Source organism: Pseudomonas paracarnis, from assembly GCF_904063055.1.
GTDB lineage: Bacteria > Pseudomonadota > Gammaproteobacteria > Pseudomonadales > Pseudomonadaceae > Aquipseudomonas > Aquipseudomonas paracarnis.
Genome location: NZ_CAJFCN010000008.1, coordinates 81,628 through 100,562, shown reverse-complemented (window position 1 = coordinate 100,562; position 18,935 = coordinate 81,628). Strand labels below are relative to the sequence as shown.

The 18,935-nt window shown below is 57.1% G+C and carries 22 protein-coding genes and 1 pseudogene; 2 read left to right on the top strand and 21 right to left on the bottom strand.

Annotation, left to right across the window (positions count from 1 at the left end; genetic code table 11):
- Positions 1-10 precede the first annotated feature (10 nt).
- From JMV15_RS18100 to JMV15_RS18085, 4 genes are all read right to left on the bottom strand, one after another.
- The gene (locus tag JMV15_RS18100) at positions 11-319 is read right to left on the bottom strand and encodes a hypothetical protein (protein WP_042558346.1); all 309 of its coding nucleotides are present in this window, start codon (positions 317-319) and stop codon (positions 11-13) included.
- Between the two features lie 3 nt (positions 320-322).
- Complete coding sequence (locus tag JMV15_RS18095) at positions 323-1,705, bottom strand: integrating conjugative element protein (RefSeq protein WP_042558347.1); 1,383 nt, start codon at positions 1,703-1,705, stop codon at positions 323-325.
- Positions 1,702-2,658, bottom strand: coding sequence for a TIGR03756 family integrating conjugative element protein (locus JMV15_RS18090; RefSeq protein WP_042558348.1), 957 nt, complete (start codon positions 2,656-2,658; stop codon positions 1,702-1,704). The genes JMV15_RS18095 and JMV15_RS18090 overlap by 4 nt, the downstream gene beginning before the upstream one ends.
- Positions 2,659-2,763: 105 nt before the next feature.
- Positions 2,764-3,018 (bottom strand): helix-turn-helix domain-containing protein, encoded by a 255-nt coding sequence (locus JMV15_RS18085; RefSeq protein WP_042558349.1) that lies wholly within the window; start codon positions 3,016-3,018, stop codon positions 2,764-2,766.
- 158 nt (positions 3,019-3,176) lie between these two features.
- Here JMV15_RS18085 and JMV15_RS18080 point away from each other — a divergent pair, with 158 nt between their 5' ends.
- A complete protein-coding gene (locus JMV15_RS18080) occupies positions 3,177-3,434 on the top strand; it encodes a LasR-specific antiactivator QslA (protein WP_042558350.1) in 258 nt (85 codons plus the stop codon).
- Between the two features lie 35 nt (positions 3,435-3,469).
- Here JMV15_RS18080 and JMV15_RS18075 read toward each other — a convergent pair whose 3' ends face one another.
- From JMV15_RS18075 to JMV15_RS18035, 9 genes are read right to left on the bottom strand one after another with little or no spacing between them, the layout of a single operon-like run.
- A complete protein-coding gene (locus JMV15_RS18075; RefSeq protein ID WP_042558351.1) occupies positions 3,470-6,223 on the bottom strand; it encodes a conjugative transfer ATPase in 2,754 nt (917 codons plus the stop codon).
- The gene (locus JMV15_RS18070) at positions 6,223-6,639 is read right to left on the bottom strand and encodes a TIGR03751 family conjugal transfer lipoprotein (RefSeq protein WP_042558352.1); all 417 of its coding nucleotides are present in this window, start codon (positions 6,637-6,639) and stop codon (positions 6,223-6,225) included. The genes JMV15_RS18075 and JMV15_RS18070 overlap by 1 nt, the downstream gene beginning before the upstream one ends.
- Positions 6,602-8,119: a TIGR03752 family integrating conjugative element protein gene (locus tag JMV15_RS18065; protein WP_042558353.1), complete on the bottom strand. Its 1,518-nt coding sequence runs from the start codon at positions 8,117-8,119 to the stop codon at positions 6,602-6,604. Before JMV15_RS18065 ends, JMV15_RS18070 begins: the two co-directional genes overlap by 38 nt.
- Positions 8,109-8,921 carry a TIGR03749 family integrating conjugative element protein gene (locus tag JMV15_RS18060; protein ID WP_042558354.1) on the bottom strand — a complete coding sequence of 271 codons (813 nt, stop codon included), beginning with the start codon at positions 8,919-8,921 and terminating at the stop codon, positions 8,109-8,111. Before JMV15_RS18060 ends, JMV15_RS18065 begins: the two co-directional genes overlap by 11 nt.
- Complete coding sequence (locus JMV15_RS18055) at positions 8,918-9,559, bottom strand: PFL_4703 family integrating conjugative element protein (RefSeq protein ID WP_042558355.1); 642 nt, start codon at positions 9,557-9,559, stop codon at positions 8,918-8,920. The genes JMV15_RS18060 and JMV15_RS18055 overlap by 4 nt, the downstream gene beginning before the upstream one ends.
- Positions 9,556-9,969 carry a TIGR03750 family conjugal transfer protein gene (locus tag JMV15_RS18050; protein ID WP_042558356.1) on the bottom strand — a complete coding sequence of 138 codons (414 nt, stop codon included), beginning with the start codon at positions 9,967-9,969 and terminating at the stop codon, positions 9,556-9,558. The genes JMV15_RS18055 and JMV15_RS18050 overlap by 4 nt, the downstream gene beginning before the upstream one ends.
- Positions 9,970-9,976: 7 nt before the next feature.
- Positions 9,977-10,348, bottom strand: coding sequence for a TIGR03745 family integrating conjugative element membrane protein (locus JMV15_RS18045; RefSeq protein WP_042558357.1), 372 nt, complete (start codon positions 10,346-10,348; stop codon positions 9,977-9,979).
- A 17-nt stretch (positions 10,349-10,365) separates the two neighbouring features.
- Entirely contained in the window at positions 10,366-10,605 is a 240-nt protein-coding gene (locus JMV15_RS18040) for a TIGR03758 family integrating conjugative element protein (RefSeq protein ID WP_042558358.1), read from the bottom strand.
- Positions 10,602-10,904 carry an integrative conjugative element protein, RAQPRD family gene (locus tag JMV15_RS18035; protein ID WP_373459353.1) on the bottom strand — a complete coding sequence of 101 codons (303 nt, stop codon included), beginning with the start codon at positions 10,902-10,904 and terminating at the stop codon, positions 10,602-10,604. The genes JMV15_RS18040 and JMV15_RS18035 overlap by 4 nt, the downstream gene beginning before the upstream one ends.
- 144 nt (positions 10,905-11,048) lie before the next feature.
- Here JMV15_RS18035 and JMV15_RS18030 point away from each other — a divergent pair, with 144 nt between their 5' ends.
- Entirely contained in the window at positions 11,049-12,131 is a 1,083-nt protein-coding gene (locus tag JMV15_RS18030; protein ID WP_042558360.1) for a hypothetical protein, read from the top strand.
- Between the two features lie 27 nt (positions 12,132-12,158).
- Here JMV15_RS18030 and JMV15_RS18025 read toward each other — a convergent pair whose 3' ends face one another.
- From JMV15_RS18025 to JMV15_RS17990, 8 genes and pseudogenes are all read right to left on the bottom strand, one after another.
- Complete coding sequence (locus tag JMV15_RS18025) at positions 12,159-12,890, bottom strand: TIGR03747 family integrating conjugative element membrane protein (protein WP_042558361.1); 732 nt, start codon at positions 12,888-12,890, stop codon at positions 12,159-12,161.
- A gap of 91 nt (positions 12,891-12,981) precedes the next feature.
- On the bottom strand, positions 12,982-15,087 hold the full coding sequence (gene traD / locus JMV15_RS18020; RefSeq protein WP_042558362.1) for a type IV conjugative transfer system coupling protein TraD: 2,106 nt from the start codon (positions 15,085-15,087) through the stop codon (positions 12,982-12,984).
- A gap of 8 nt (positions 15,088-15,095) precedes the next feature.
- Positions 15,096-15,611 carry an integrating conjugative element protein gene (locus JMV15_RS18015; RefSeq protein WP_042558363.1) on the bottom strand — a complete coding sequence of 172 codons (516 nt, stop codon included), beginning with the start codon at positions 15,609-15,611 and terminating at the stop codon, positions 15,096-15,098.
- Positions 15,608-16,156, bottom strand: a complete 549-nt coding sequence (locus JMV15_RS18010) for a lysozyme family protein (protein ID WP_042558364.1) — start codon at positions 16,154-16,156, stop codon at positions 15,608-15,610. The genes JMV15_RS18015 and JMV15_RS18010 overlap by 4 nt, the downstream gene beginning before the upstream one ends.
- On the bottom strand, positions 16,138-16,857 hold the full coding sequence (locus JMV15_RS18005; RefSeq protein WP_042558365.1) for a TIGR03759 family integrating conjugative element protein: 720 nt from the start codon (positions 16,855-16,857) through the stop codon (positions 16,138-16,140). The genes JMV15_RS18010 and JMV15_RS18005 overlap by 19 nt, the downstream gene beginning before the upstream one ends.
- 9 nt (positions 16,858-16,866) lie before the next feature.
- The gene (locus JMV15_RS18000; protein ID WP_042558366.1) at positions 16,867-17,538 is read right to left on the bottom strand and encodes a tropomyosin; all 672 of its coding nucleotides are present in this window, start codon (positions 17,536-17,538) and stop codon (positions 16,867-16,869) included.
- A complete protein-coding gene (pilL2, locus tag JMV15_RS17995) occupies positions 17,535-18,077 on the bottom strand; it encodes a PFGI-1 class ICE element type IV pilus protein PilL2 (protein WP_042558367.1) in 543 nt (180 codons plus the stop codon). The genes JMV15_RS18000 and pilL2 overlap by 4 nt, the downstream gene beginning before the upstream one ends.
- A 93-nt stretch (positions 18,078-18,170) precedes the next feature.
- Positions 18,171-18,930: pseudogene (locus JMV15_RS17990) on the bottom strand (DUF5983 family protein).
- Positions 18,931-18,935: the final 5 nt, after the last annotated feature.

Below are 18,935 nucleotides of genomic sequence, written 5' to 3'. Positions count from 1 at the left end.
GGTAATGACCTCACAGTCGGGTGAGCTCGACGCAGATAAAGAGCAGGAGTCCTAATGTCCCGATGCGTTTTATGCGCCGTCGATCCTGTGGTCGATGTTGGTAGCGCCGAAGCAGGTCCCACCAGAGTGCAAAGAGAGCGCCGTAAAGCAGCGCACGCCACCACCGCAGATAAGGCTGTGCGGATTCGAATGCCTGCTGCCAGGCGTCGAAACTACCCAGCGCGGTACGACCGATCCAGGCGGCCAGTGAGGCGGTCAAGATCATCACCGCAACAATCCCCAGACTTGAAAGCAAAGTGAATAGCGGTGAGCGTTTCATGGCTCACTTGCGCCTGGCGTCAGCATCATTGAGTCGACCCGGCTCAGGGTCACCTTGCTCGACGGTGCGCGAAGCCTCGGCACCACCCGCATGTCGATCGAGCACGAGGCTGGCGGTGTTGGTAGCCAGCATTTGTCGAACCTGCAGTTCGGTCTGCAGCAGGCGTATTTCACGCTCCAAAGCGTCGATGTTTTTCGTCAAGGCGGTCTGGGCCGGCTCGGCGGAGGCGATGTTGGGTTCGTGACTGCCTGCCAGTAGTGTGCGCAGTAGCAGCAGTGCCTTGTCCAGGACGCTGGACAGGGCCGTCTCACTAGCCAGGCGTCGTGCCAGCAGATCCTGATCGGGATCGTCGCGCAGGGCTTCGATCACACCACGGCTCACCGGCAGCATCGGGCTGGAGGCTTTCGCCAGGTTGTCAGGGATAGGGGGCAGAGAGCCAGACAACAGCCCTTGCAAGGCCTTAAGGCGCTCGTTATAGGCCTCCTGGATCAGCGGCGTCAGTCCACTGCCTGCGGTCGCACGCAGGGTTTCGCAGCTATCGCAGGTCGCGACTTCGCTCTCACCCAACACTCGAACGGCCCATTCGGATTCCTCTTGGGGCGAGGTCCATGTCTGGCAAATAGCGCCACCCAGGCAATCGCTGCTACTGATCGAGGCACTGTCGTCCACCGTCCGGTTATGCAGCAAGTTGTAGCCCGCACGCACCACGTCGGAGGTCACCCGAATGGGCGTCTGCCCATCACCACCAGCCTTCGAACCGCCGACCCAGGTCACTCCATTGTTGCCGTTATGGGCCTCGGTATTTTTCACCGCGGCCACTGCATCGCCGCCGGTTTGCTCCAGGTTGCCTTGCATTTCTTGGTTCTTGGCCAGTGCACCCCAGCCGGCTTGACCTACTTTGTCCGCCATCTTTTCGGCCATGGCCTGACAGGTCAGCTTGGAACGGTCGAAGTCGATACGACCTTGCATCACTCCGTTGCTGAGCAACTCATAGAGTCCTGGATTGGCGCGCTGGATGATCAACGCCGGCAGCGACATCACCGCTTGGGTCGCGTTCTGCACGACGCTACCCATGATCTGCTGAAAACCTTCGGTGACGCCGTTCAGCTGGTTTTGCAGGGTGTTGGTGAGGCTCATGTTTCCGCACATCATGTTCGCTCGCCAAGAACCACCGACACCGAGACCACTGGGTCGATAGAGCGAACTCGGTGAACCGACTGCCGAGCCGCCACCAATGGTGTACATCACGCGGTCATCGAGCACTTCGCCTTGAGTGCCCAGGCGGTAATCGTCTTCGGCGGAGTGGGCATGCGTGGCCATGGCAAGCAGTCCACAGAACAACAGACTCATCGCGCCCAACCATGGTCGTGCGAGAAGCCGGCTCATGAAGCACCTCCTTCGAAGTCGATACTGAACAGAAAGGTCTGCCCCTCACGTTTGCAGCAGCTATAGGGACGCCAAAGCGACCAGGCGTATCCGCCATCCGCGCTCTGGACTGGATTGCTGGGGAAGATGGCGCACGTGGGCTGAATTTGGGGGGAGAGCAATTGCCATTTGTGGGTCGAAGCGTCGTTTTCGACGATCGGGCCAGGTGGCCAGTAGCCGTCGTGTCTGGCTGGTGTGAGTGGTAAGTACACATGCGGCTGCCAGTTTCGGGTAACTACATCACCGGCCCGTTGTGCCATGACTGCGGCTGCCTTGAAATCGTCGGGCTGTACCAGAAAACCCTGCCGGGGATAAACGTTGCCCCACATGTTTCCTAAAACTTGACTACCGACTTCGCGGACCCCTGGCACAAGTGACTCGGGGTAGAAATTTTCCGGGATGCCATGGCGCCAGGCCAGTGAGTCCAAGGTACTCAAATAGTAGGGCATGAATGCAGTTGCGCCGCTGGCGCAGGCGTAGCCGGATTGTGAAGCCAGTTGCGTGGCTGCCCATCCGCCAGGGTGGCCTATACCATCGACGTTTTTGAACCGGGGCAGGTTGTTGCGGTGGGGGTTCGGGGTGATAAGGTTGCCGCCACCTTCCGCACCGCTGACGGGAGAGGAAAGGGTGGCCATCTCGATCCAGGGGTTATTGCCCGTGGCGGTGTAGCTTGAGACCACCAGTTCAGGAATGAAATGACGAACCTTGGTCGAGGTTTTGACTGTGCAGCCGAACGGTGTGCAGAGCAGCCAGAAGCAAATGCCGACGACCCTGTATTCGAGGCAGTCTGGCGAAAGCACGGAGGACGTGATGCTTCCGGTGTCCAGCGCCATGCTTGGACCGCATGCCAGCAGGATGCTCAGTGCCAAGGGTCTTAGCTTTGCGGGAGATATTGACGAGCAGACGGCAGTCATAATCCAGGCTCAATATGTATGGCCTGGGCAGATTCGGTGAGGGGCTGGAGATTGTCAGCGGAAATTATGGAAGCGGGTGTATCGGGTTTGCGAGACGTGAGACTATTATTTGACGTGAAGGAAGCTGCGCAGGATGTCGGGTTCCACAAGTAACTGATCTGCCGTAATTTCCAAAATATTGGCGAGCTTGCACAGAACCAACAGCGACGGATTGCCCGTGCATCGTTCGATTTGACTGACGTAGGTGCGATCCACCTCGGCCATGAGCGCGAGCTGCTCCTGGCTAAGGTTTTTCACGCGTCGCATCAAGCGGATATTTTCCGCCAGCCGCAGACGAAGCTGTTCGTAGTCTTGAGTCATGCGCGCAAATTGCGCCTTGAGGGACTCTCAATCCACGGGATATAGTCTGCATTAGCATTGCTCTATGCGATTTGAATGCTTATGGCTGGTACCTAGAGCCTATATGTTTTCGAAGCTGGCCTTTGCGTCTGAAAATAAATCAGAAATTTAGGGTGTATATGGACGAAAACTACATTTCAATTCCGCCGGCGGATGGTTGTCCAAGTCTTTTGACGCCGTGGGGTAGCGAATTTTCCTCAATGATTGAGCGTGGCGTGCAATGCGCCCAGGCTTGGCTTGATGCGCCTGGCGAAATTCCGCTGTGGTGGGAGCTGGCGCAAACCCGCAAGTCCTTCCCTGTCGGTGACTGTCAGGATGCCTTTGAAGCCGGATTTTTGTTGAGGGTTCAGCAGCGTCTCCGGGGAGTACGGCAATAACCGTTATCTCGTTTTAGAGCGCTGAATAGATTTACCTATACAGGGTCTATTCCTCGCGCTCTATCGATTCGTTCCGCTACCCGAAATGCCGCTTCCAGCTCGGAGCAGACGTTCTCCTGCATCAATGTCCAGCGCTCGGCTTTTTCCTCGGGCTCAGTCATGGCCAGGGCGAGATAAAGACTGGGTGGTACGGCCCGAAACAGCGTCTCAATTTTTTTCGATAGCACGACCCCTTCGGTGTACTTCCCCGGCTCCTTGCCAGCGGACAGCAGCAAGGCTTTTTGCGCAGACGTGAGCTTTTTGAACCGTGCGATTTCCTCAATCTCCGCGGGCGGCATATTCAAGCAAATCCACCATTCGATCATGTTGAGCATGGTCTGCGCAGCCGTTGGAAAGTCGGCAAGGTTTTGCGTCGCCAGCCAGAACCAGGCGCCGAGCTTGCGCCACATCTTCGTGCCCTTGACCACGAAGGGCGCCAGCAGCGGGTTCTTGGTAATGATGTGCCCCTCGTCGGTGACCATGATGATTGGTCGGCCCAAGTACTGGTCGCGCTCGGCGAGGTTGTTTACGGTGTTCATCAGGCTGATGTAGCTAATGGACATCTGAGCCTCATAGCCTTCGCGAGCGTAAGTGGCGAGGTCGACGATGGTCACATCGCTTTCCGGCCACGGGGTGCCTTCACGGTCGAAGAGCTCACCCTCGAAGCCCTGGCAAAAGAGATCGATGGACTCGCCCATTTCCTGTGCACGTTCGCGACGTTTTTCCGGTAAGCGCGAGTCTGTGGCGACGCGCAGTAAAGCGTTGCGCACATCGCGGGTCAGTACCTGACGGTTCGTTGCGACACAGATTTGCGCCGCATCGAGAATACACTCGCGGATCAAGCTGCGATCAGCTCGACTCAGTCGCGCCTCTTCCTTAGCCTCGCCACCGGTGATCATCAGGCGAGCGGTGATTTCCAACTCGCCGAGCACATCGCGCTGGTCCTCGCGACTGGCTACTGCTTCATCGTCCCACTCATCAATGGAAAGGCTCGCCACCTGATCTGGTTGTTCGACCAAGCGCCAGGCATCGCCGAATGGGGCAAGACTGACCGGGGCGCCAGGTTTTAATTGGACCTTGTTGATCGACAAGCCCTGTGTGGCGAAGTAGTCACCCTGCAGGCCGAACGAGTTGCCAGCCTCTACGATAAATAGGCGAGGGCGGTATATAGCCATGATCTGCATCAACAAGGTGACTAGGGTCGCTGACTTGCCGGCGCCGGTGGGGCCGAATAACAGCAGATGGCCGTTCATTGCCCGGTCTAAACGTGACAACGGATCAAAGCTCAGAGGCGACCCACCACGATTAAACAGCGTGATACCCGGGTGGCCGGTGCCAATGCTGCGGCCCCAGACTGGAACGAGGTTTGCCAGGTGTTGGGCGAACATCAGGCGTGTGTACCAGTTACGTGTGTCGCGGGCTGGGCTGTAAGCCATCGGTAACCAACGCAGGTAGCTGTTGCAGGCGGCGACTTCATCGCCCTCACGCACCGGTTGTAGCCCCGCACCCAGCAGCGCGTTCGTTAGGCCGACTGAGCGTTGGTGCAACTGCTGTTCATCGTGACCGCGCACGTAAAACGCCATCGTGCCACGGTAAAGCTTGTGCTGACGGCCGATGATCGCACGAGCCTCTTCAACATCCTGACGGGCCTGGGTCGAGGCAAGGTTCTCACCGATCGCTTTGCGGGCTAGACGGTTCAACTGATCCTCGAGTACATCCTGCGGTTTGACCACCAAGGTCAGACTCATCACCGTGCCCTCGGGTAACTGGTCGAACAGGGCATTCACCGCGTCTCCCTTGCGGATTTCGCCAGTGAGTTGACCAATCAATGGCGCCCGGCGCAGTTTATCTACCACCATGACCCGGTGGGGCTGATCATCAAAAAACCAGAGTCCATGCTGCACGTCCGAACGCGGTTCGTTGAAGAACAACCGTTCGGCAAAGTCGTGATCGAAGGGCAGTTCCAGCGACTCGCTCTCGCCAGACTCCGGATAGGCCACGCGGCGGTAGAAATGTTCGGGCGATTCATCTGTGAGCTTGGGGGCTGGATTGAACCAGGGCAGCAACCATGCATACAAACCTCGGCCATCGACTCGCGTCGATTGCACCCCGCACGCCTGCAACGAAACAGCGACACGTTCGCAAGTTTGTTGTAGCGATTGCACTGGGTTGAGTCCCGCCTCCTCACCCTCAGACTCAAGCCAGCGATAGATCACTAATCGCACCCGACGGCTGTTTCCTCGCCAGGGCAGGCGCGTGACTGCCTTATCCTCGAACAGGCCGCCGGGCTTGGAGATGGCTTTCAGATGTCTGTGAATTAGTTCTAGGTACGCTTCGGTGAAAACCGTGCCCCGGGCGTTGTCCTGAATATAGTCGGTGAGCCTGGTCAGGTAGGGGGTGAAGTCGTTGTCGTCCTGGCAGAAAAACTGCGCCACCCATGGCGCTTGATCCAGCTCGTCAAAGCTATCCTGCAGGGCATCTTCTATGGCATCGCGGGTTGCCATTAGCCAATCGGGTTCGCGCCCTTCTGTGCCGATGGGCAGTAACTCGAACACCGCCCCCACAGATTGATTGTCATCTAGTAGAAAACACTGCTCGGTGTCGAGGTATTCGACCCACGGCAGATGATCGGTGAAGCTGGGGTTGTGCGCATATAACGCAGCTTCATCGGCAAATGTGGCGCGTGGGCGCAATGGGTTGCGCCAGGCTTTCCATGCAGAAGAGCGGTTTCCCGCATCGTCGCTACACATTACAGATCTTCCTGGCGTTCACCCGGCATTGCGTACTGCACCCGTTGATAGAATGGAAAGACGGTCGAGTACCCCGGCACTGGTGCTTGCTCGGTACCACTCAGATGCGGATACACGTACATCACCAAATCAGGATTGGGTAGACGAGGGAACAGGTTGCGAATTTCATTCACTGCTGTACGCGTATACGGTTCCTGGAGCGCAGCGGAGAGATCTGTTTGAGCCAACGGGCGGCGCAACTGTTGCCGAGCATCCAACAGTAGCTGTTGAGTACCCTGTGAGCCGGCACCGTTCCAGATGTCCAGCATGGTTTGCTCGCCATGCGGCAAAAGTGTGTCCTTGTCTGTGGAACACCCCGTCAGGACCCAGCAGAGCAAGCTAATCCAGGTCAGATAGAGAGGTAGGATCTTTTTCATGGCGAACGCTCCGGCCCTTAGGCTCGTAGTCGATGGTGATCTCATGGTCGAGGTGCAGTGCTACTTCTGCTGCCGGTGGCACGTACACGGCCGCAAAGGCTTCGCCATACAGTTTGTTGACCCACTCTCGGATGTCGCTGACCCCACCACTGAGAATTGAATTCAGTGCGCTATTGCCACTGCTGCTGGTGACCCCGAAGGCACTGCCGCCCGAGCTGATCACGCTGCTGTTGTTTTGCTCATTCCCGAGCAATGCAGCGACGCCCGCGCCGGCAGCAGTGATCAGGCTCTGGCTACCGAGGTACTGCTGGGCGTTCGAGCGGCGCTCGCCGACGATGCAGGGAATGCCATACGGATCGGACAGGTAACCGAGTCCGCCGCGGATCTTGTCGGTGTTTGAGCTCTGGGTGGTGGAGGCATTGCGGCTGGCTACCGCTTTCGGCTGAGGCACCGTGCGGATGGTGCCATCGGTAAATACAAAAGTGATCGACTCGACCTGTCCGCGTACGCAAGACAGGGTCCAGTCACCGGACGCCGTGCCGCTCATCACAGCACCCGCGACGTCTGGCAGGTCGATGCCGTTGGCCGTCAGGTTCTCCGGACCGACCAGCACCTTGAAGGGATAGGGATCATTCACGGTGCCATCCACCGGGACTCGGCCAATCAGCGCGGTCATGGCGACCGAGCCCATTAATGTCGCATTTTCGGGAATGGTGTAGACCGGCTTCGCACCTTCGGTACGATCACCGGATCGCGTCAGGTCACGCTCACCCTTGGTGACCTCGCGTAACTGCTTCTGGCTGCGGTCGATGGCATTGTCCTTCAAACCCTCCAGTGAGTTGAAGGCAGTAGGCAGACTCGGTGCGGAGGAGGTCTTGGTTTTGCCTCGGGCTTCGGTGGAGGGAGCATCCGAAGGTTCAATCCACTGCAGCGCATCGTTGGCAGAATGCAGCCCTTCGAACTGGTCCCCATCGCCCGGCTCAAGCCCCAATCCGATCGGCATGTCCTTGCCTTTGCCGGCCAGCCCCGACAACTGCTCCTGCAATTGCGTTAGTAGACCGCGAGCCTGACGACTGTCTAGTTCTGCTTTAAGTCGGGCCTCGTTGGCTTGTCGACGGCCTTCGTCGACCTGCTGTGTCACGCTGCCAAGCGCCGTCTGGATACGCGAATCGACACTGTTTTCCCGTTCGCGCAGGCGGTTGTTCTCTGTTTGTAGTGAATCGTTATGCTTCTTCAAACCGAGCATGTCGCTGCGCATGGCCTTCACCTGGCCGACCAGGGTGGCGACGGTATCGCGTGGGGTATCGCCCGCAATGCCGAGCGACTTGGCTTGCTCGGCAGATAATTGAATATCGCCCTGATCAACTGGGTGCTCTGGAGAAGGTGTGCTGCCTCCCGCGACCCAGCTTTTCATGATGATCAGCACCACGCCCAGCAGCGCAGCCGGTACCAGCCATTTGAGCAAGGCGTTAGCCTTCATCGTAAGCACCTCGCGCAACGGGCGGAAGCATCACGGCGTGTTCGAGGCCGGCACCGCGAGTGATGAGGTACGCAATCGTGGTGTCTTCCGCACTGCCGACCGGCCCGAGGAAAGCATGCTGGAAGGTCGCGGCGAACAGCTTTGCCTGAAGCTGACGCGGATCTAGTTGCACCGTCGCTGTACCTCGATTGCGCAACTTCACGGCCGTCACCCAATAGTCACCGAGCCGCCAGGCGGCGATGGGTGTGCTGGAAACGTTTTCGCTCGGCAGCAGGGTCGGCAGTTCGGTGCGCAGCTTGAGCGGGACGCGGCGTACGCCGGGCAGGGACTCCACGGTGCGCAGCGGGCCGTACAGGCTTTGCGCGGCGTAGCGCGTCAAAGCGGCCGGGATCGGCGTACGTTCTGGAACAGGGACGGTGCTCGATTCAGACTCGATAGCTTGCATCGGAGCATTCTTGAGAATACGCACGGGCTCCAGGGGTTGATCGCCAGGCGTGGCCGCGATATCCAAGAGGATGATCTCGCCCGTCTTGACCGATTGCAGTTGCAGTCGTGTCGGTGCAATGGCTTCCGACGCGCGCAGGTACAGCGTGCCTCCGGTTGATTGCACGCGCAGTTTATCCTTCAGAGTGGGAGGCACGCCGACACGAACAGCTTCATCGACAAAGACCACTCGTTCCTGATTGATCACCAGTGGGACCGCGAGCGGTAGGCGTTCCCAGTGCATCAGTTCGACGGCCTGCGCTGCAGCGCCCGATAGCATCAGTGTGAGGGTGAGTCCCAGGGTAGAAATCCGCTTCATGGATCACCTTCAGGCAGTGAGATTTTTTGCGGCGTACCCTGATAGCAATCCAGTGCAAGGCCCCACTTATTGCGTTCGGGGTCCAGATCGAAACGCACCACCCGTAACGGATAACGCACGACCACCCGTTTCACCGGTTCGGCGGCGTAATACTCATCAGCGTTAAGGTCGAGTGTGACCAACCAACTGTCGCGATCGAGTTGCTTGACCCGCAGTTCCGGATCTTCACTGTAGCCTCGGCCTAGAATTTCGTAGACGCCACGCACCCGTTGACGCAGTTCGCCGGCGGCCTTGCGATACTCGTAGTCGCCGTCGAGGAAGGCCTTGCAGGCGGGTGTCAGGTAGGACTGCAAGCCATAGATGGCGCGGCGATAATCCTGCTCGCCATCCGAGGGCCAGCGGTTGAGTTGGCCAAAGATGTAAAGGGCAAAGGCATACACATTCTCTGGGGGAACATCCCACCACTTGCGCGTGCTGCCCGAGCGCAGATCAGGGGGGACGTGCACGGTCAGATCGGTTGGTGCTGAGCGCCAGCCATACCATAGTCCGGCGCTGAGCAGGGCGAGCATCACTATCGCCAGACGCAGGCTGAAGATATGGGCCTGTTGGGCATCGACCTTGTTTCGAAATCGACTCATGGCTGCCACCGGGACAGGGCAGGGCGCAGTCGACGTGAACGGCGAACCGTCCAGGCACCGGAGTGGAGAATCAAACTTCCACGCCCCAGGCGCCAACGGCTGGCGAGTATCCATTCGAGCTTGCGGTACAACCAGGTCTCCGGACGAGCCCGTTTGGCCCGACGCAGTAGCGTGCCCCCGATCAATAAGACCACTGTCATGCCTGCGATCATGCTGGTCGGCGCCACGGCAATCGAGGCGGTGACGATCGCCAGAGGAATGCCCACCAGCAGGCCAATGACGGCGCCGGAGCCTAGGGCTACCCACATTTCATCATTGGTTAAACCGCGCAATACGGCTGGATCACGATTGAGTCGCTCTGGCAGAAAGACCAAAGTGCCGTCGGCAAGGCGTTCGATAGTGTCGTTCATGCCAACCTCACAGAATCGCGGCAGCTTTGGTGAGGAACCAGATGATGATCACTACCAACAGGGCGCCGATACCAACTACCGCGCCAAGGTCTTTCCAGGTCTTGCGCTGGTTTTGGACATCGGCGAATACGGTCAGGGAGTGCCAGGCCACGCCGAGAAACGCGAGCAGGGCAATCAGTAGACCGAGCAAAATGCCGCCGTCGTAGGCGTAGTTTTTGATCGTCTCGATCAGCCCGGAACCTTCGCCTCGGGAAGGCGCCTCCATGGTCGGTAGTTCGGCAAAAGCTAGGCCTGGACCAAGGACCAGCAGCAGACCGATCAAGCGTTGGCTTGTACGATCACGCAGGTTGTTTTTGATAGGGACAAGGCACTTGAGCATGATCGCGATCTCCGATATTAGGACAGGGTGAAGAACATCAAAATCAGCAAGGCGAGCAGTACGCGCGCAGCACTGCCGCCAAAGGCACCAAAGCGCATGCTTCCTGTCGCCCAGCCCCGGTAAGCCGTCCACATCACCCAGGCACACCACAGCAAAGCCAGGACGAGAACCAAGGACAGCCACAGTTTCGAGCTGCTCTGTGCCGAGAAGCCGGAAGCGTTTTGAAAGGCGGCGGTCTGGGCGTCAGTCATGCTCACGGCGAGGACTCTGCGGATGGGGTGTCGAGACGGTATTCTCCGACCAACTCAGTGGAGTCGCGGGGTTGAGCGCGAGAGGGGGAGAGATAGTCCTGCACACCCTGGCGGATGCGCTGGATGTCTTGAGTTAGGCGGGGATAGTCAAAGCGGTAACGTGTATTTGACTCTGGTGCTTCGTCACGCGAGACCCGTAGTACCAACGTGTCGAGAGTATCTAGCTGTCGGATGAGTAGACTGAGTTGCTGCTCATGCTCGCCCGCAGCAAAGCAGTCGCTGTGAAATGCGATCACAGTGAGCATGAGAACACGAATAGGAAAAACGGACATTGTGGTGGTCCCGACGTTGGTCTGGAATTAAGATCTCCGAGGGAAGAGTGAACGTCAGCAAATTAATCGAGCTGGCTACGATCGGTTTTTATTCAGTTGTCGTTAAGGATGATAGTGGTGGAAGGAGTTAAAGAAAAATTGATAGTTGAGGTCGCAGAGTGTCTGCGTGGCCGCACTGACCACGAAATTCTTGAGTTTTATATATCGACTGAGAAATTCGCAAGAAAATACGCTGTCAGTTACGAGCTAGAAGGACCAATGCATTTGGTTCTTGATAACAGCATAATTCAGTCTTTTAAACATAGAGCAACTAAGCCGAATCGTGATTTGCAGGCGTTATCATATACTGCGTTCACCAGATTTGTAACAGGCTGGAGCGACCGAGAAACCTACTTGGCTGTGACTCCTGTAGCCTTATATGAGCATATGGGGCGTCGTGGAAATATTAAATCTGCTGACGCATTAAGTGCCCTCGAAGAGCTTCGGTTGTTTTTCGCTGATACAGGTCTGCGTATGACTTGGATCGGCTTTAAGTCGATTGAGCATTTGGTGAGCGTTCTGGAGGCGGTGCATGATGACGATGTATACCTCACTCAATATTTTAAAAGAATAGAAGAGCTGAGTTGGAAAAAAGATCTCGAGGCTCCTTTTGGTGTGCTAATTCCTCTAGGTATTGCATATCGGGAAATACCTGATGACTTGCCATTGAAATATTTTGATCCCTGGTATGTTAAGTTTGTGCTCACTAGTCGAGTTGAGCGCGCGATAATTAAGCAGTCACAGCATAACCCTGATGCCCTTCCGATTGGGAGTGGTCCAATGGCGGATGCTCTAGCGGATCTTAATAACTTCAATAAGAAGGGGACTTTGTTAGGCCTAGGGGATGTCGATATGTTGCAGGTATGTGACGGTTCCCGGCAATATAAGCAGAAAGCCGGTTATGTTTTAGTAGGGCAAACGCTGGACGATACGCTCTCTGATGTCCTGCGGCATCGACATTCATATGTCGAGAGTGCGGGGGTGGAGTTTGGGACAGCTGATACGGAGCATCAAATCAAAGGCATGGTTAATTTCATGTTTTCGAAACCCTTCTCTGAACATCAGAAGCGAGGTGACTGGATTCAGCCTAAGTACCAGGATTTTATGAGTGCAATCGTCACGGCCTGCAAAAAAGCGAGTACGAACTCCAGTCATATCTAATGCTTTGAAAAAAAGGGGCGTCAAATTTTAAAGATATTTCTTGAATGTTGCGGCGGTGATCGCCGTTGTTATCCCCAACATTGCGGCGCACGGTAAAAAAATAGCGAGTGGATTGAGCGAAAAGGGGAGAGACAGATAAATGATCCAGGGCACGAGCAGCACTGTTGTCACGGCTCGTTTAGCACGATGGTAGACAAAACTGCTTTCGCGACCTGCCCCAAACTTGCGCAGGTCGCGTCGCATCAACCCATCGACAAAACCAGTAAACGTGGTCATTAGAAACAGTGGGGCGGCCAGGACCAGAATGGTCAGGCGTACCACGAAGGTAAAGGTCACGTAAACTGCGGCCAGCACGAAATCCTCAATGCTCACGTAAAGCTGGTTGATCCAGCCCCAAGGGCCGTTGCCTTGGCTTGACACTCGCGCCTGCTGGGTAAAATCCGCAAAGCCAGCTTTGACCAGAAGCCACTGATTGAGGAAATCCAGCCACCGGCCAATCGTCTGTCCAGGTTGTTGGAGGATGAGTGAATCTTTGAAGTGCTCGCTGAGCCATCCCAATTCACTATTCAACATTGCCTGGCTGTGATGCCAACCCTGATCGCCCCAGACCAGCAGCAGGCCGGCGAACTCGATGAGGATCGAAAACACCAACGACGCCATTAGCGCACCGATGATGCGCAGGACTAGGCTGATTGCCGAGATAATCAACCCCGGGCGGTGGATCGGTTGTGGTGGCTGTTTGTGGGCGAAAGTCGCCATCGTTCACTCCATTACGCTCTGCAGATTTTGATTTAGGCATGACTCCTGCCGAGTGCGTATTCGGTTGATCGAAACCTGTGGTGGGGCCGGGCTATCCCACCTGATCTAAATCGAAGTTGGTAGTTGGGCCGCCACCACTGGCGCTCCACCATTGTCCCGCCTGCGCGTTGTAGGCCGCTCGCATCCGTTGAGTTAGTTCCTGCAGGTCTTTGGGCATGGCATCGTCGTTGGAGGGTTTTGGCAACGGCATGCGGACTTTCCAGAGCTGACCACCGGCCTGGAAGGAGAACATTTGCCCCTTGGGCAAACTGACGATGTGAGCAGGCTCGATCAGCGGAACGCTGGTGCTGCTGACACGGTCCTGTGAGGACGAGGTGAAGTCCGTATTGGCCTCCGGATCGGAGGTGTCGGTCGCACCCGAGACCAATGTTTTGGTCAGCACATTAACCTTGGGCAACTGCTGGGTGAGTAGTTCCGCGGTTGCGGTTTCGCGCACCCGCAGCATCTGTAGGGTGTTGAAATTGCCCACCACCTGGCCGGCCTTGGCGCGGTTGCCTATACGTGCTTCGATATCGCTGAGGGTTTGGGTATAGGCGGTTACCTGGATACCGGCACCGCCCCCCTTGTTGATCAGCGGAATGAACTCATCGCCCATCAACTCGTTGAACTCATCGGCATGTAGGTTGATTGGCAGTTTGTCACCAGCGTTGCCAGATTGAGGCAGCCCATGGTCAATGCCATGTTTGTAGATATGTCCCGCTACCGAGACCAAGTCGGCGAACATTGAATTGCCCACGGCGGCGGCCACTTCGGCATCAGTCAGCGCATCCAGGCCAACGTAGACGATGCCGCGTTTTCGGATGATCTGCATCCAGTCGAATATCGGCCGCGGGTCATCCAGGTCGGTGTAGTTGGGAGCCAGTAACTGAGCGGTCTTGCCGGTAGTGAGTTTCTCCAGCAGCGGCAGTAGCGAGGCCACGATTTTGTCGAAGTAAGTGCGGTCGTAGCGCACCGCTGAACGCAGTCCGTCCATTACGGGATCAAATACACGCTTCACCGCCAGGTATTGCTCGATGGCCACCACCCGCTTTTCGCGTCCTATCATATGCCGGGGAATGTTCTTCTCTGTGAGCTTACCTTCGAGCTGGACGATCACTTCCCACGCCTTCGGGTCGGTCTTGGCGAAAAACTGCTGGGCGTATTCGATGAACAGCGCATCGATGTTGACCACATGCCGCTGGATCTGCAGGTAGTCCGGACGCCGGCCCAATTCGATCAAAGCCCGGGCAATGATGTTGACGAAACGCCATGCGAACTCACGGAAGGCCGCAGAGTTACCTTCACCACTGAGCTGCCCAGCGATGCGAGATGCCACTTCAGAAATACGTCCGAAACGTCCCACCGCGTTGTAGCGGGCGGAGATTTCTGGCCAGCCCAGATGGAAGACATAAAACTCTTTCTCCCGGCCGGCGCGTTTGGCTTCGACGTACATGCGCTTGAGCAAGTCGGCATCGCCCTTCGGGTCGAAGACAATCACTACCTCATGTTCAATGCGATGAATGTCCTGGGTGATGTACACCTCAGCGAGTCGCGTCTTGCCGACGCGGGTTGTGCCCAGCACCAGCGTGTGACCGACCCGTTCGCCCAGTGGCAGACTGACTTGCGTCTCATCGGGCTCGACCCCATGCAGCAATGGCGAGCCTCCTACCGGTGGTAAAGGGCGCAACGGATTGACGGCACTGTCCCAGGCGGTGACACGAGCCAATGTCGATAGCGGAAACGGTGCATGCTCAAGGGACCGTTCGAGTCCACGGGCCAGGCGATAGCAGGTCGGTTGGTCGACATAATGTGCGACCGCTGGATCCTGAGCCTCGACCAAGCGCTGGGTATGCAGGCGGGTCCAGCGAAACCCGCGGCCCATGAACAGACGCTTACAACTGACCGGAATCTGCCGACTGGTCAGCTCGTAGCGGGATAGCCGACGGATATTGCGCCGATAGCGCAACACCTCCCATGCTTGTCGCAGGCGGATCAGGCCGAATAGGGTATAGGCCAGCGCCGCAACCAGCCCGATCTCGGGTGACAGGGCCACAGCCCAGGGCGAGTACACGCACAGTACTGCGGCAGCGATGCAAATTGCTACCGTGTAAAGCTCCACCGCGGGACGGAGCTTGGACTCCATCGCATGCTCGGCCATGACCTTACTCACTGCTCCAATGATGTGGCAGTGATCAAGACAGGGTAATGCTCAATCTGCAGGCGGGTGGCGATGTCGTTACCGTTGACCGGTAGGATGGTGACACTAGGAGCGGCTGCTCGGATCCGAGCCAAGGCTCCGGTATCGGCCACTTCGACGGCAAGGCCAGCCGCGCCGATTTCCTGCAGCTCAGTCGCGCGTTGACGCAACCAAGCCAGTGATTGGGTATCCTCACCCACCAGGAAAAATGGCCGTAAGCCCGGCATGTTTAGGGCGCGAGACGTGATTTGGCCGGGGCTCAAGAGGGAGCTGCGAACGGGTAATATCCAGGTTTCATCGGCAAATGTGGACAAGTCCGTATGCATGGCGCGACCAGGCTGGAGATTGTTGTTTATGGGCGGCCTAGCAACTTGAAGATGGGGACGGGTGAAGCCGCCAAACTGGTCCTCTGCAACGGATTGTTTCGACTGGGCGAAAGCAGCCAAGAGCAGGGAGAAGTAATAGGCAGTAGGAATTCGTTTCATGGTGGTGTGCCTTGTTCAGCGGAAGCCTGTAGCCGTGCGAGTTGCCGGGAGAATCCATCGCGGTAGCGCGCGGCGGGTAAACCTCCCGCAGGGCGGTGATAACGCCCAGCGGCTGAAACCCAGTCACCGGTGACGGCGTGATGCTCTTGCAGCAGGGCGGCAGTCACAGCTAGATTGCGGTAGGGTTCGAGAGCTTCGCAGGGACTGGAAAAACGTTGTCCGTGATAACCCAGGTTGGTTTGCCCAAGTCCGGCGTCGACCCGTTTAGCGTCATATTGTGTGAGCGCCTGGAGCAAGGCGTGACATGCGGCCTGGCGAGTGGGGAAACGGTAGGGTGTTCCGGCGATATTTAGGGTCCAAGGCCACGGCAGCAGTCGACCACGGACGCGAATACCGCTCTCCTGTAAGGCAATCGCGAACAACACCGTAGAAGGGATGTTGGCGTCATGCGCCGCCAGTTGATAAGCCGGAGGCGGAAGTTCGTTAGCCCGAACCGTGTGCACCGTCAGCAGGAGCGCAATAGCAATCAATCGAGACGTTGCCATTGTCCATTCACCTGTTGAAATGTGGCGGGCAATGGCCCCGGAGCCCCCAGGCTGAACCATCGACCACGGTCATGGTTCAGGGTGATCTGCCCGCGTTGAACCTTAGCCGGATCGATGTCCGCTTGCCGAGCCCAACTGCGGACGCGTTCATCTTGGCCTTGGCTGCCCACTAGGTAGATATCGAACGCCGTGTCACTGTTCTGCAAACGTTGTGCTTCAGCGGTGCATGCAGGGCAGTGGTCCTCTACAAAAAGGGCTGGGCGCGGGGCGACTGATGAGCTGGTAGGGGAAGAAGATGCCATGCCCTGGATCGGTAGCTGACCAGGAAACAGCTTGGTCCAGGCCGCGGTGTAAGCGTTTTGGTAGGCCAATTCACGCTCGGCGCGTTTGGCTTCCAGTGCTACCTGTAATTCAGCATAGCGCTGGCGCTCTTGGTCGGTCTGGGCCTCAACCCCTAGGGCGGTCAAGGGATCGAGCTTCGGGCTCCAGAAACCACGTGGGCCGGTTTGGATCTGCTCGAAGCGCGTCCACTCCTGCTCCGTCAGACCCCAGCTTGCAGCCTGTTCAGCGTGCAAGCGTCCCAGCGGAATGGATTGTGTGTCCTGGATCCGCGACGGTGTCGTGACAGGCGTGCCCATCGCAGCGCCTATGGCCAGCAGCGACGCGAGACAGACGACGGGGAGTAGTGGCGCTCTGTTCATGATCGCTTCTCAAGGGAGTTGCACGGTCTGGTCTGGCTGAGCGACCACCGAGAAGATGGCTGAGTGCGGCTCCAGCACTTTCAGGTGCCAGGCTCCGAACTGCTCGCCGGCATGCAGCAGCCGAACATCTATGAGAGAGCTACTGTCATGAGGTGCGACTGCCAAAAAGCGCTCACCTCCGCGGGACTCGACACCCAACACCGAGAACGGTGGCGATAGCGGGACGGGTTTTGGGGGAGCCGTCTTTTTCGGCTTGTTCGCGGAAGAGGTTGGCGGTGGTAGGGAAGGCTGAGTCTTGAGCTCCAGTAGCTGCTGTTCGACGTGCTCAAAGCGTCCGCTTAGAGCTGTCAGATCTTTCACGGTGGCGCGCTCTGCCAGACCGTCGCGCATCTCCTGTATCTCTTGCGCCCACTGATCCAGCATCGGATCGAGGGTATTGGCCTGTTGCTCACCTGTATCGACCATCTGCTTCAGGTCTTTCAGCGAGTACTGCAGTTTCTCCTGTGCGTCCCTGAGCGCGCTTAAATCACGTTGCAAGGTGTCCAAAGTTTGGAAGCGCTGGGTGTTCGTACTCTGTAGCTCGGCCATGCGCTGATACTGGTTAAACAAACCGCCGCTCAGCCCGGCGACTGCCAGGCAAAGTAAGCCAACAATTATGGTTTGAAACGTCGAGGCTTTCATGGACGTGCCTCCGCCTGATGGGACGAGTCTGGTGTAGCCCGCACGATGCCGACATCAGCTTTCTGCTGTTCGAAGCAGACCGAACGGCTGACCTCATCGGTCGTGAGTTGCCAGGCGGAGCCAGCCAGTACCTGTAGTGCGCTGCGTAACGCAATCGGGCCGAGTCGGTAATGGGCTGCAGGCAGAGGCCGAGTGAAAAGTGTCTTTACTGGTTCGGTGGTAGGGCAGAGCGAATAACCCGAGCGCTGCAGCACGTAATGCATCGCCTCCTCTACCGAGGGATTAAGGTTGGACGGTATGCTCACATCAATTATTTGAGCGAGAAGATCACGTTGCTCCGTAGTGGGCTCTGTGCTCACCAGGGTATAGCGACCATAACGGATCTCCGCCGGATGGTTTGCTTCGGCCGGGCTCCTTGATAATTGGGTCCGATTGGAGCCACTGTCGATCTTTGGATTAGTCGGCAATGGGGTGGAAATTTGCGCGCTGCAGGCACTCAAAAAAAACAGCAGGCAGACAGGCGTAAAAAAACGCTCCATGAAAAAACCTCATGTCAGATTCAGTACAGAACCTGACATGAGGTGAAGGATCGATTCAGTGAGAAATCCGATTTATGGCAGGTCGTGTTAACGCTAAATACTTTGCTCTGCATCATAGATAGCTAGTCCATCCAAGACATCAGCGTCGGGGTCGAAGATCAACAATCGCACATCCGCCAATGCCGCCATATACAGTACGTTGACCAAGGCTGCCGGCGTACTAGCATCGAGTTGCTCTTGCCTCAGCGATGAGTAAGAACAGCCCTCGATTTTTATCAGGTTATCGTCTGTCCAGGGCGTGCCGATCAGCTTACACCCGACTGCCATTGCAGTCCTTCAGGACAAAGGGTTCGAACAGCAGCCCGGTTGGGCTAGAGTCGAAATAGTCCGCCCCGCGTTCCAAGTAGCGCAATGCTTCTTCAGTGAGGTGTGCGGTACTGATCTCCCAAGCTCGGCTGTAGCGTCCAGTCTCGAAACTCAAACGATGGACCACGGACTTGGCTTCTTCCAAGGAGTCAAAGTCCGCGACGTGGCACTGCTCGTTGAACACTTAGCCTATTACGGCATAGACCACCTGGTGCACCAGTCCGTTGGACGGGCAGCAACCATCCAATTCATTCAGAATGGATTGGCCTTCGCTGATCAAGGCGAAATCATCATTGAAGATGCAGGGGACCAGTTGCAACGTATCGTCGGACAGATGCTCCTGGGAGTCGTGCATAGGCCGAAAGCAGGGAGGACAGCCATCCTCGTAGAAGATCAGTAACAACCGTTCGATATAAAGTTTGTCGTAGCCCCGAGTAAATGGATTTGAGGCGATCAGCAGGGTGGGGGCTTGGTGTGTGGGGTTCATGAGCG

Excerpts from the sequence above, each read along its gene's own strand:
- JMV15_RS18100 (WP_042558346.1), bottom strand. The coding sequence starts at position 319 with ATGAAACGCTCACCGCTATTCACTTTGCTTTCAAGTCTGGGGATTGTT.
- JMV15_RS18095 (WP_042558347.1), bottom strand. The coding sequence starts at position 1,705 with ATGAGCCGGCTTCTCGCACGACCATGGTTGGGCGCGATGAGTCTGTTG.
- JMV15_RS18090 (WP_042558348.1), bottom strand. The coding sequence starts at position 2,658 with ATGACTGCCGTCTGCTCGTCAATATCTCCCGCAAAGCTAAGACCCTTG.
- JMV15_RS18085 (WP_042558349.1), bottom strand. The coding sequence starts at position 3,018 with ATGACTCAAGACTACGAACAGCTTCGTCTGCGGCTGGCGGAAAATATC.
- JMV15_RS18080 (WP_042558350.1), top strand. The coding sequence starts at position 3,177 with ATGGACGAAAACTACATTTCAATTCCGCCGGCGGATGGTTGTCCAAGT.
- JMV15_RS18075 (WP_042558351.1), bottom strand. The coding sequence starts at position 6,223 with ATGTGTAGCGACGATGCGGGAAACCGCTCTTCTGCATGGAAAGCCTGG.
- JMV15_RS18070 (WP_042558352.1), bottom strand. The coding sequence starts at position 6,639 with ATGAAAAAGATCCTACCTCTCTATCTGACCTGGATTAGCTTGCTCTGC.
- JMV15_RS18065 (WP_042558353.1), bottom strand. The coding sequence starts at position 8,119 with ATGAAGGCTAACGCCTTGCTCAAATGGCTGGTACCGGCTGCGCTGCTG.
- JMV15_RS18060 (WP_042558354.1), bottom strand. The coding sequence starts at position 8,921 with ATGAAGCGGATTTCTACCCTGGGACTCACCCTCACACTGATGCTATCG.
- JMV15_RS18055 (WP_042558355.1), bottom strand. The coding sequence starts at position 9,559 with ATGAGTCGATTTCGAAACAAGGTCGATGCCCAACAGGCCCATATCTTC.
- JMV15_RS18050 (WP_042558356.1), bottom strand. The coding sequence starts at position 9,969 with ATGAACGACACTATCGAACGCCTTGCCGACGGCACTTTGGTCTTTCTG.
- JMV15_RS18045 (WP_042558357.1), bottom strand. The coding sequence starts at position 10,348 with ATGCTCAAGTGCCTTGTCCCTATCAAAAACAACCTGCGTGATCGTACA.
- JMV15_RS18035 (WP_373459353.1), bottom strand. The coding sequence starts at position 10,904 with ATGCTCACTGTGATCGCATTTCACAGCGACTGCTTTGCTGCGGGCGAG.
- JMV15_RS18025 (WP_042558361.1), bottom strand. The coding sequence starts at position 12,890 with ATGGCGACTTTCGCCCACAAACAGCCACCACAACCGATCCACCGCCCG.
- traD (WP_042558362.1), bottom strand. The coding sequence starts at position 15,087 with ATGGCCGAGCATGCGATGGAGTCCAAGCTCCGTCCCGCGGTGGAGCTT.
- JMV15_RS18015 (WP_042558363.1), bottom strand. The coding sequence starts at position 15,611 with ATGAAACGAATTCCTACTGCCTATTACTTCTCCCTGCTCTTGGCTGCT.
- JMV15_RS18010 (WP_042558364.1), bottom strand. The coding sequence starts at position 16,156 with ATGGCAACGTCTCGATTGATTGCTATTGCGCTCCTGCTGACGGTGCAC.
- JMV15_RS18005 (WP_042558365.1), bottom strand. The coding sequence starts at position 16,857 with ATGAACAGAGCGCCACTACTCCCCGTCGTCTGTCTCGCGTCGCTGCTG.
- JMV15_RS18000 (WP_042558366.1), bottom strand. The coding sequence starts at position 17,538 with ATGAAAGCCTCGACGTTTCAAACCATAATTGTTGGCTTACTTTGCCTG.
- pilL2 (WP_042558367.1), bottom strand. The coding sequence starts at position 18,077 with ATGGAGCGTTTTTTTACGCCTGTCTGCCTGCTGTTTTTTTTGAGTGCC.